The following is a 10,614-nucleotide window of genomic DNA, read 5'->3' on the forward strand; positions in this document are numbered from 1 at the left end:
AGTTGTGCAGCCACACTTCGACGCTTAACGTGCGGCGAGAATAAAGCGCTCGAACGCCTCGGCAGCGCCGTCCTCGACATTGCTGCCGGTGACCACGTTGGCCTGGCGCTTGACGGTTTCTTCGGCCTGGCCCATGGCAATCGACAAACCCGCCACATGAAACATCGCCGGGTCATTGCCACCGTCGCCAATCGCGGCCGTTTGCGCAAGCGGCACGCCCAGATGCTCGGCCAGGGTTTTCAAGGCTTCGCCTTTGTTGGCCAGCATCGCTGTCACGTCCAGGTACACCGGCTGCGAACGCGACACCTGGGCCAACCCCTGCACTTTCGGCTGCAATTGTGCCTCCAGCTCCACCAACAACTGGGTGTTGTTGGTGGCGGCGACGATCTTGTCGACCCGGTCCAGATAGGGCTCGAAACTCTCCACCACCACCGGCCCATAGCCCAAGCCATCGGCTTCGCGCTGCACCATGGGCCCGGGCGGATCACGGCGCAGCCAGTCGCCATCGGCAAATACCCAGACTTCCACGTCCGGCTCGGCCGAAAACAGCGCCAGGGTGATCAGCGCCGCTTCCGCCGGCAGATGATGAGCAACCAGGATGCTGCCATCCGGGTTGACCAACGTACCGCCATTAAAGCCGGCCACCGGCACATCGATGCCAAAGGTCTCGATCAAATGCCGCATGGCCTTGGGCGGACGCCCGCTGGCCAGGCTGAAAAGTACCCCGGCCTCGCGCATCGCGCGAATGGCATCGGCGGTGCGTTGGCTGAGGCTGTGGTCGGGATGCAATAGCGTCCCGTCCACATCACTGAGGACAAACCGGATGGGATGAATCGTCGCGTCACTCATCCGAGGCTATGCCAAGCGCGGCCATCGCGGGCCAGCAAGGCATCGGCCGCCGCTGGGCCATCCTCACCAGCCTTGTAAGCCTGGATACCATCATCTTGCTTCCACGCATCCAGGAATGGCTGCACCGCACGCCAACCGTTCTCGATGTTATCTGCACGCTGGAACAGGGTCTGGTCGCCGGTCATGCAGTCGTAGATCAGGGTTTCGTAACCCGTCGACGGTTGCATCTCGAAGAAGTCCTTGTAGTCAAAGCCCAATTCGATATTGGCCATCTCCAGAGTCGGCCCCGGCTGCTTAGCCAACAGGTCGAACCACATGCCTTCGTTCGGCTGGATCTGGATCTTCAGGTAAGTGGGCTTGAGCTCATCGACTTCGGTATCGCGAAATTGCGCATAAGGCGCCTGCTTGAAGCAGATCACGATCTCGGTGTCGCGGATGCTCATGCGCTTGCCGGTACGCAGGTAAAACGGCACACCGACCCAGCGCCAGTTATCAATCATCACTTTGAGCGCGACGAACGTCTCGGTGCTGCTGTCCGGCGCGACGTTGGCTTCTTCGCGATAGCCGGGCAATGGCTTGCCGGCAATTTCTCCGGCGGTGTATTGGCCGCGCACCGAGTTGGCCCGCGCATCTTCCAGCGACCAGGGGCGGATCGCACCGACCACTTTGGCCTTCTCACCCCGCACCGCGTCGGCACCAAAGGCTGCCGGCGGCTCCATGGCGACCATCGCCAGCAGCTGGAATAGGTGGTTGGGCACCATGTCCCGCAGTGTGCCGGTCTTCTCGAAGAAGTTGCCCCGGGTTTCAACGCCGACGGTTTCAGCAGCAGTAATTTGCACGTGATCGATGTAGTGGTTGTTCCAGAACGCTTCGAACAGCACGTTGGAGAAACGGCTGACCAGGATGTTCTGCACCGTCTCCTTGCCCAGGTAGTGGTCGATGCGGTAGATCTGCTTCTCGCTCATCACCTTGAGCAGGCAGGCGTTGAGCGCCTCGGCGGTAGCCAGGTCGGAGCCGAACGGTTTCTCGATCACCACGCGCCGAAAGCCATCGTCGGTTTCATTCAACAAACCGGCACTGCCCAGGCGCTGCACCACTTCACTGAAAAAGCGCGGAGCGGTGGCCAGGTAGAACACCGCATTGGCGGTGCCGCTGTCAGCGATCTTGCTGGCGATATCGGCATAGGTGCTGTCGTCGAGGAAATCGCCCTCGACGTAGCTGATGCCCTTGGCCAATTGCGCCCACAACGCGGGGTCGAGGGCGTTCTCAGCATTGCCCCTGACCTTGCTGGAGGCCTCGGTACGAATGAAGTCCTCGAGTTTCTTGGCAAAGTCCGCATCGCTGATGGCGTTGTGATCAACGCCGACGATACGCAGGCCATCACCCAGCAACCCGTCGCGGCTCAGGTTGTACAGCGCCGGCATGAGCAGGCGCTTGACCAGGTCGCCATGGGCGCCAAACAGAAACAACGTGGTGGGTGGAGCGGGTTCGGCCGTGGGTTTCTTGCCGTTGGCGGTCATTTTTTGGAAGTCTCCACATGGCCGCCAAAGCCGAAGCGCATGGCAGACAGCATTTTGTCACCGTAGGTGCTCTGCTGGCGGGAACGGAAACGCGCGAACAGCGAGGTCGACAACACCGGAACCGGCACGGCCTGCTCCATGGCTGCTTCAATGGTCCAACGGCCTTCACCGCTGTCGGCCACGGAGCCCGAGTAGCCGTCGAGTTTCGGGTCGGTGGCCAGGGCGTCGGCGGTCAGGTCCAGCAGCCAGGACGACACCACGCTGCCACGACGCCAGACTTCGGCGATGTCGCCAACGTTGAGGTCAAAGCGTTGGTCTTGCGGCAGGTTTTCCGAGTTCTTGGTCTTGAGGATGTCAAAACCTTCGGCAAACGCCTGCATCATTCCGTACTCGATGCCGTTGTGGATCATCTTGACGAAGTGCCCCGAACCCGCTGGGCCGGCGTGAATGTAGCCCTGCTCAGCACGTGGGTCGGCAGAGGCCGAACGGTCCTTGGTGCGCGGGATGTTACCCAGGCCCGGCGCCAGGCTTTTGAAGATCGGGTCGAGACGATTCACGGTCTCGGTGTCGCCACCGATCATCATGCAATAGCCACGCTCCAGGCCCCAGACGCCGCCCGAGGTGCCCACGTCCACATAGTGCAGGCCCTTTTCAGCCAGGGCTTTGCCGCGACGCACGTCGTCCTTGTAGTTGGTGTTGCCGCCGTCGATGATCACATCGCCGTCTTCCAGCAGTTCGCTCAATGCGTTGATGGTGTCTTCGGTGGGCGCGCCCGCTGGCAACATGACCCAGACAGCACGGGGCTTTTGCAGGCCGGCCACCAGCGCTTTCAAGTCGGCGACGCCGGTGGCGCCCTCCTCGCTCAGGGCTTTGACGAAGGCTTCGTTACGGTCGTATACAACGGTGGTATGCCCATTGAGCATCAGGCGCCGCGCAATGTTACCGCCCATGCGGCCTAGTCCGATAATCCCCAGTTGCATGTGCTGATGCTCCTAACTTCTAAAAAATGTGTGACATAGTTTATAGCGCAATGAGGCTAATGAGGGTTAGTCCAGAGCGGATCCATGTAGTTTCATGACAAAAAAGTGGCCATCGTTTCACCATCACCCCGACAAAAGTCACACGACCACCAAAAATAAAAAAGTTCCCTTGCTGCGAAAAAGAATTCAAACTTGCTTCCGACTGTTGCCAAAAACCTGTTTTGGCACCGCGATCTACCGGCTATTTGCGAGGTAAGCAATGAGCACTGCACAGATGACCCGTCCGCCACAGACCCTCTACGTCACCATCCGTCGCGATGAACTGCGCCAGTTGAAAGACGAGCGCGATCAGTTGCAACAGGAAGTCCTGCGCCTGCGCTTGCACCTTCAAGCCCAGCTCGATCAACCGTCGGATGCCAAGCCAGCCCTGTGCTGAAGCCCGGGCCGAACGCGTTGTAAGGCAATACCTACAGAAAACTCACGAAGTTTTCACATTCCCCTCTTGATACTCCCGTTCCGCGATGCCGCTCACTTCCTGGGCGGCCCGATGTTGCGCGCCTGTGCGCGACAATCTTTTTCTGATGGGGCGCTGGATGGCGATGTTCAAACGCAGCACGACGACTGCGAAAGGCTTTGATTGGGCCGGCCTTGGCTGGTTATTCCTGTTTTTCTGGTATTTCTCGGGTATTACCCAACTTCTTATCCAACTGACCGGCACCTCCGGCTTCAGTGGCTTCCGCCAGGCCTTCTTCATGAGTGCGCTGTGGCTGGCGCCGATGTTGCTGTTCCCGCGTCGTACGCGCCTGCTCGCCGCCTTGATCGGCGTGGTGCTGTGGGCTTGCTCCATGGCGAGCCTGGGTTATTTCTTCATTTACCAGCAGGAGTTCTCCCAGAGCGTCATCTTCATCATGTTCGAGTCGAACATCTCTGAAGCCGGCGAATATGCCACCCAATACTTTGCCTGGTGGATCGTGCTGGCGTTCATTGCCCACACCGCCTTCGCCATCCTCCTGTGGACGCGCTTGCGCCCGGTGTACCTGCCTCGCGGCCAGTCGATCGTGGCAGCCATTGCCATCGTCCTGGCGGTGGTGGGCTACCCACTGGTCAAGCAGATCGCCACCAGCGAAACCATGGAATTGGCCATCGACCGTTTCGAAACCCGCATCGAGCCTGCCGTGCCTTGGCAGATGATCGTCGCGTACCGTCGCTACACCGAGCAGCTGGACAACATGCAAGGCATGCTCACCAGTGCGAGTAAGATCCCGCCCTTGAACAACCTCAAGGACAGCATGGCCGGCCAGCCGTCCACACTTGTCTTGGTCATCGGCGAGTCGACCAACCGCCAGCGCATGAGCCTCTACGGCTACCCGCGCAACACCACGCCGGAACTGGACAAGCTGCGCGACCAACTGGCCGTGTTCGATAACGTCATCACCCCGCGCCCCTACACCATTGAAGCGCTGCAACAGGTGCTGACCTTCGCTGACGAAGAAAACCCGGATCTGTACCTCAAGACGCCGTCGATTGTCAGCGTGATGAAACAAGCCGGCTACAAGACCTTCTGGATCACCAACCAGCAGACCATGACCAAACGCAACACCATGCTCACGACCTTTTCCGAACAGGCCGACGAGCAGGTGTACCTGAACAACAACCGCAACCAGAACGCCCGTCAGTACGACGGCGACGTACTGGCGCCGTTTTCCAAGGCCCTGGCCGATACCGCCGAACGCAAGTTCATCGTGGTGCACCTGCTGGGCACCCACATGAGCTACCAGTACCGCTACCCGCCAACCTTCGACAAGTTCACCGACCGCCAGGGCGTGCCAGCGGGTGTCAGCGATGCGCAGCTGCCGACCTACAACAGCTATGACAACGCGGTGCTGTACAACGATTTCGTGGTCTCCAGCCTGATCAAGGACTACGCCAAGACCGACCCCAACGGCTTTTTGCTGTACCTCTCGGACCACGGCGAAGACGTGTTCGACTCCGCCGGCCACGACACCTTGGGCCGTAACGAAGGCAAGCCGACCGCGCCGATGTACACCATCCCGTTCATGGCCTACGCCTCGCCCAAATGGCGCGAAAGCCACGACTGGAGCTTCGCCGGCGACTTGCAACGGCCTTACAGCAGTTCGCAGTTGATCCACACCTGGGCCGACATGGCAGGCTTGAGTTTCGATGAGCTGGACCACAGCAAGAGCCTGGTGAGCGACAGCTTCAAGCCACGTCCCCTGTTGATCGGCAACCCTTACGAGACCAAGCAGAAGGCGCTGATCGACTTCAGCCTGATCAAGCCCAAGAAGGCCGACGGCGCCGAAGTGGTGGCCAAGTAAGCCAAGGTCTCGTAACAGAAAGATAACAATCATTCTCGTTTGAGCCTAAAGTTCCGCAGTTCCTTTCGTCTTTGAACCAAGCCCTCCCTGCCTGGGGAGGTATCAAAGACGACAAGGAGTCTGCAGCGATGTTTGCGCCCTTCACCCGTTCCATGACCTTCACCTTCGGCCTGTTCAGCCTGGCGCTGAGCCCGGATTCGCTGGCCGACACCGCCCCCGATACACCCCCCGCCAAAGCCCTGGAACTGGGCGCGACCACCATCAGCGCCGACGGCCTGGGCGCCACCACCGAGCACACCGGCGCCTACACTACTGGTTCGATGAGCACCGCCACGCGGCTGAACCTCTCCGTCAAGGAGACCCCGCAATCGATCTCGGTGATCACACGCCAGCAGATGGACGACTTCAATCTCAATACCCTGACGGATGTGTTGCGCCAGACCACGGGCGTCAACGTTCAGCATTACGACTCCGATCGTGTCTACTACTCCGCCCGAGGCTATGGCATCAGCAACTTCCAGGTTGACGGGATGCTCAACACTTTCGGCTACATGAAGACCGACGCCGACACCATCATCTACGACCGCATCGAAGTAGTACGCGGCGCGACGGGCCTGACCACGGGCGCAGGCGACCCTTCGGCCACCGTCAACATGGTGCGCAAGCGCCCTACCGCCCAGTGGCAGGCCAAGACCGGCATCAGTGGCGCCAGTCATGACAACTACTACAGCTACGTTGACGTGGGCGGCCCGCTGGCGTTCGACGGCAAACTGCGCGGGCGTAGCGTGCTGGCTTACCGCGACAGCAAGTCGTTTCGTGACAACTATGGGCTGCAGCGGGCAGTGGGATACGGCATTCTCGAGGGCGATCTTTCCGACGATACCGTGCTGGCCGTCGGCTTCGATTACCAGGACAAGCAGGTGCAAGGCACGTCTTGGGGCACCGTGCCCTACTGGAACAGCCAGGGCGGCAAGGCAAGGCTGCCGCGTGCCACCAACATGGCGGCGCACTGGAGTTCCTGGCCGCTGACTGACAAGACCACCTTCGCCACCCTCGACCATCGGCTCGGCGGCGACTGGCACCTGAAGGCCGCCTACACCCATCGCCAGAGCGACACCGATGGCAAGGTGTATTACGGCGGCGCCGGTTTCCCCAACCCCGACCGCAGCGGCATGACGGCCTGGGCCAGCCATATGCGCGGGACCTCGCGCATGGAGGCCATCGACCTCAACCTGGCCGGCAGCTATACGCTGCTGGGCCGTGAACACGCTCTGATGATGGGCTATGGCGAAGCCGCCCAACGGGATGTCTCGCCCTTCATGCGCAGCGACCTGCCAGCCAGCTACTACCCCATTCAGGACTGGAAGCACATGGGTGGCATCGGCAAGTTCACCGACCAGGTAACCGACCTGAAGGGCGAGCACAGCAAGAAACAACAGAAAGCTGGTTACCTGGCCACGCGGCTGAGCCTCACTGACCGCTTGCACGCCGTGCTGGGCAGCCGTTACGGCAGTTGGGAACTGGAAAGCGCCACGCCCGAATACAATGCCAACGACCAACTGACTGCTTCGGGCAAAACCAGCCAGACCCACAATGATATGTGGACGCCCTACGCCGGCCTGCTCTACGACATCACGCCGCAGTACACCGTCTACGCCAGCTATACCGACATCTTCAAACCCCAGGACTACCGTGATGCCAACAAGAAGTACCTGGAGCCCGTGGTCGGCAGTAACTACGAAGTGGGCCTCAAGGGCAGCGTGCTGAACGAGCGCTTGAACCTGGCCGCCGCGTACTTCTGGAGTACCCAGGACAACGTCGCCGAGCGGGATGACTCAGTCCCGCCCAACCCGGTCACGGGCGAGGAGTACTACAGATCCGGCGGCAAAGGTAATAAGGTCAACGGCTTCGAGCTGGAAGCCGCCGGTGAAATCACGCCGGACTGGAACCTGACCGCCGGCTATACCTACACCCATTCGGTCAATGGCTCGGACAAACGCAATAACACCAGCCAACCGTTGAACCTGGTGAAGATCTCCAGCGCCTATCGCCTGCCGGGCGCCTGCCGGGCGCCTGCCGGGCGCCTGGCGCAACCTGACCGTCGGCGGCGCCGTGAACTGGCAGAGCGAAACCTACGACTTCAGCAACCGCCCGACCGGGCAGCGCAACAGCGAAGGCCGGCCAATAACCACCCGAGCGAAAATCACGCAACAGGGCTACACCGTGGTCAACCTGATGTCACGCTACCAGTTCGACGAACAGGTTTCGGCGTCGGTCAACGTGAATAATCTCTTTGATAAGAAATATTACGAGCGCGTTGGTTTTTATAACGGCGTGTATTGGGGCGAGCCGCGTTCCGTCACGCTGGCATTGGATTGGAAGTTATAGCCTCGCCCGTTGAAGTTAACAAAACTGTTAACTTCAACGGCATTTCCCGTTAATTCCCACTTAATAAGATAACGCCATAGTCGCTCCATGCTCTGATCACGGAGCGACCGGACACCTATCACTTTTAATGGGGATACCACTATGAAACTCTCGACCTTGATGCTTGCCAGCCTGATGACCCTGACCTCTGCCGCCGCCTTTGCAGAGGGCGGCGCAGAGCGCTCCAAGGAGTTCTACAACAACTTCAGCTTCATTCAGGAAAAAACCCACGGCAAGGCTGAGCAGCAAGTTGCCAGCGCCGATGGCAAGTCGGTCAAGGGCGACACGGTTGATCAGGCGCAACCGAACAGCTGAGTTAATGCTTACTTAATCCGTAGTACCCTGCGCCATTCTGCTCCGTTGGCAAAGGTTTATTGGGCGCCCTTTAATGGCGCCCTTTTTTTTGCCGGTTAATTATTACAACGGTTTACTCCAGAACAGCATCCGCCCATGGGCGGGATCAAACACGGAGTCGTCAAACCCGAACTTGCGATAGGCCGATTGCGCCAGTGCATTGCCTTCCAGCACTTCGAGGGTGATTTTGCAGCAACCGCGCTGCCGGGCGATTTCCTCGACCTTTTGCAGCATCTTCTGACTCAACCCCAACCCCCGAAACTGCTCTTTCACCACCACATCATGGACATTGACCAAGGGCCGGCAGGCGAAGGTCGAAAAACCTTCGAAACAATTGACCAACCCTGCTGGCTCACCCCCGACAAACGCCAGCACACTGAACGCGTGTGGGCGCTTGGCCAGTTCGCCTGGCAGTTGCTGCAAGAGATCGGCTGGCAGGCTGTGGCCGCCACCCATCGGATCTTCAGCGTAATGGTTGAGCAGCAGGCCAATGGCGTCGGCGTGCACGGCGTTGGTATAGCTGGCTTGCAGCACCAGGATGTCTGGGGTGTCCATTTCCTTCCTCGATAGCGACAACCAGGGAATCGTTTCCCTTTGAGAGGTGCGATTGTAAGCGTGGAGTCGGCAGTAGATGAAGGAGATAAGCGACAAATAGCTGACAGAAAGTGCGAAGGTTGCGCGCATCAAAGTGTGCAATGAGCTTTGGAGCGGCGACTTTTCCTAGGCGGCGAAGCGTTGCAGCTGCATCTCTTGCAGACGGCTCAGGGTGCGGCGGAAAGGAAACTCCAGGTAGCCTTCGGTATACAGGCTGTGCAACGGCACCGCGGCGTCGATAAAGAGTGGCACTTTGCGGTCGTAGCATTCGTCCACTAACGCGATAAAACGTCGCACGCTGTCATCGTGCACCGACAGCTGCGGCAACTCTCGATCCCCGGCCACCACGCGCTCGGCGCCGTCTTCGGTGCCACGGGCAATCCGGCCCGGGCGTTTCTGTGCACTGAGGTTGGGGACGTCTCCCAGCAGGATGGCGTGAAAGCGATCACACAACAGCATGAAATCCATGGCCGCCAGGGGTTGCTCACACAGGTCGGCATAGCGACACCAAAGCACGGTGTCACTGGCCTGCACCGTCATGATGGTGCGGTGCCCTACGCTTACCGCCCCGCTGCTCACGGCTTGGCCTTGGCTCAATTGTCGGAATACCGCCGCCAGTGCCTCGGGTTGACTCACCCAGTAACGCTGCATGCCCACGCCGGGATGCAAGCGATGATCCTCGCCACCGTCCACGGCCACCACCTGCATATGCTGCTTGAGCGCATCGATGCCCGGCAGGAAACGCTCACGGTTGAAGCCATCGGCATACAGCTGGTCGGGCGGCTGGTTGGATGTGCACACCATCACCACACCCTCCTCGAACATCACCTGGAACAGACGGCCAAGAATGATCGCGTCCCCGATATCATTCACAAACAGCTCATCGAAGCACAGCACACGCACCGCCTGGCTTAGCTCCCTGGCCAACGCCTGCAAGGGGTTCTGGGTGCCCGTGAGCTGGAATAAGCGCTGGTGTACCCAGGCCATGAAATGATGAAAATGCTGACGCCGCGCAGGCACGCGCAGGCTTTGGTAGAACTGGTCCATCAACCAGGTCTTGCCACGCCCCACCGGCCCCCACAGGTAAACGCCAGCAATCGACGAACGCCCTTGATGCAAGGCCTCGTGACAGGCTTGCAAGGCTTGTACCGCCCGGCGCTGGGCGTCGTCGGCGACGAAACCTGGCTGGGCGATGGCATGTTGGTAAGCGGCGAGAGGCGAGTCGAAAGTCATAGCTGCCAGTATGACGGACGTAGAGCTGTCGAGGCGCGAAATCTTGCTGCCGACGGTAACCACGATGCGAAGCGAGCCGCTCTTGATCTGCTTTTGATCTTGATCTCAGGCGCCCCGTTAAACCACGCTGGCCGGAATTCGACAGGGATTTGGGGGGTAAACCGGCAGGGATGCCGGTTTAGCCGCCCCGCGCCATGGATGGCGCGTGGCGGCGGCCCCCCAAATCACTGGCGGATTACGGGCACACCGAGCCTAAGCGAGGTGCCGAGTGGTGGGGCAAGAGCGTTTTGCTTACTTTGGCCTGGGCCGGCATCCCGGCTT

8 protein-coding genes and 1 pseudogene are annotated in these 10,614 nt (G+C 59.9%); 4 read left to right on the forward strand and 5 right to left on the reverse strand.

All coding sequences use genetic code 11. The features are described from left to right. Window positions 1–24: 24 nt before the first annotated feature. The 3 genes from ODQ19_RS19225 to gnd are packed head-to-tail and all read right to left on the reverse strand — an operon-like array spanning window position 25 to window position 3,349. Complete coding sequence (locus tag ODQ19_RS19225; RefSeq protein WP_330210952.1) at window positions 25–849, reverse strand: HAD family hydrolase; 825 nt, start codon at window positions 847–849, stop codon at window positions 25–27. Next, entirely contained in the window at window positions 846–2,369 is a 1,524-nt protein-coding gene (gene zwf / locus ODQ19_RS19230; protein WP_073525153.1) for a glucose-6-phosphate dehydrogenase, read from the reverse strand. The genes ODQ19_RS19225 and zwf overlap by 4 nt, the downstream gene beginning before the upstream one ends. Beyond that, the gene (gene gnd, locus ODQ19_RS19235) at window positions 2,366–3,349 is read right to left on the reverse strand and encodes a phosphogluconate dehydrogenase (NAD(+)-dependent, decarboxylating) (protein ID WP_057702872.1); all 984 of its coding nucleotides are present in this window, start codon (window positions 3,347–3,349) and stop codon (window positions 2,366–2,368) included. Before gnd ends, zwf begins: the two co-directional genes overlap by 4 nt. Window positions 3,350–3,608: 259 nt before the next feature. Here gnd and ODQ19_RS19240 point away from each other — a divergent pair, with 259 nt between their 5' ends. The 4 genes and pseudogenes from ODQ19_RS19240 (at window position 3,609) to ODQ19_RS19255 (ending at window position 8,427) form a co-directional block, all read left to right on the forward strand. Continuing rightward, a complete protein-coding gene (locus ODQ19_RS19240; protein WP_256660388.1) occupies window positions 3,609–3,785 on the forward strand; it encodes a DUF6026 family protein in 177 nt (58 codons plus the stop codon). Between the two features lie 157 nt (window positions 3,786–3,942). Further along, window positions 3,943–5,685, forward strand: coding sequence for a phosphoethanolamine transferase CptA (locus ODQ19_RS19245; RefSeq protein ID WP_116665678.1), 1,743 nt, complete (start codon window positions 3,943–3,945; stop codon window positions 5,683–5,685). Window positions 5,686–5,813: 128 nt separating this feature from the next. Further along, window positions 5,814–8,073, forward strand: a pseudogene (locus tag ODQ19_RS19250) (TonB-dependent siderophore receptor). A gap of 141 nt (window positions 8,074–8,214) precedes the next feature. Beyond that, complete coding sequence (locus ODQ19_RS19255; protein ID WP_330210953.1) at window positions 8,215–8,427, forward strand: hypothetical protein; 213 nt, start codon at window positions 8,215–8,217, stop codon at window positions 8,425–8,427. 102 nt (window positions 8,428–8,529) lie between these two features. Here the strand turns inward: ODQ19_RS19255 and ODQ19_RS19260 are convergent, their stop codons facing one another. Further along, window positions 8,530–9,021: a GNAT family N-acetyltransferase gene (locus ODQ19_RS19260; protein ID WP_116665681.1), complete on the reverse strand. Its 492-nt coding sequence runs from the start codon at window positions 9,019–9,021 to the stop codon at window positions 8,530–8,532. 165 nt (window positions 9,022–9,186) lie between these two features. Further along, window positions 9,187–10,293, reverse strand: a complete 1,107-nt coding sequence (zapE, locus tag ODQ19_RS19265) for a cell division protein ZapE (RefSeq protein WP_330210954.1) — start codon at window positions 10,291–10,293, stop codon at window positions 9,187–9,189. Window positions 10,294–10,614 lie beyond the last annotated feature (321 nt).

It is taken from the genome of Pseudomonas sp. AM4(2022) (assembly GCF_036346515.1).
Taxonomy (GTDB): domain Bacteria; phylum Pseudomonadota; class Gammaproteobacteria; order Pseudomonadales; family Pseudomonadaceae; genus Aquipseudomonas; species Aquipseudomonas paracarnis.

What these genes read in the sequence shown, in the direction of transcription:
- ODQ19_RS19225 (WP_330210952.1), bottom strand. Translation starts at nt 849, where the DNA reads ATGAGTGACGCGACGATTCATCCCATCCGGTTTGTCCTCAGTGATGTG.
- zwf (WP_073525153.1), bottom strand. Translation starts at nt 2,369, where the DNA reads ATGACCGCCAACGGCAAGAAACCCACGGCCGAACCCGCTCCACCCACC.
- gnd (WP_057702872.1), bottom strand. Translation starts at nt 3,349, where the DNA reads ATGCAACTGGGGATTATCGGACTAGGCCGCATGGGCGGTAACATTGCG.
- ODQ19_RS19240 (WP_256660388.1), top strand. Translation starts at nt 3,609, where the DNA reads ATGAGCACTGCACAGATGACCCGTCCGCCACAGACCCTCTACGTCACC.
- ODQ19_RS19245 (WP_116665678.1), top strand. Translation starts at nt 3,943, where the DNA reads ATGGCGATGTTCAAACGCAGCACGACGACTGCGAAAGGCTTTGATTGG.
- ODQ19_RS19255 (WP_330210953.1), top strand. Translation starts at nt 8,215, where the DNA reads ATGAAACTCTCGACCTTGATGCTTGCCAGCCTGATGACCCTGACCTCT.
- ODQ19_RS19260 (WP_116665681.1), bottom strand. Translation starts at nt 9,021, where the DNA reads ATGGACACCCCAGACATCCTGGTGCTGCAAGCCAGCTATACCAACGCC.
- zapE (WP_330210954.1), bottom strand. Translation starts at nt 10,293, where the DNA reads ATGACTTTCGACTCGCCTCTCGCCGCTTACCAACATGCCATCGCCCAG.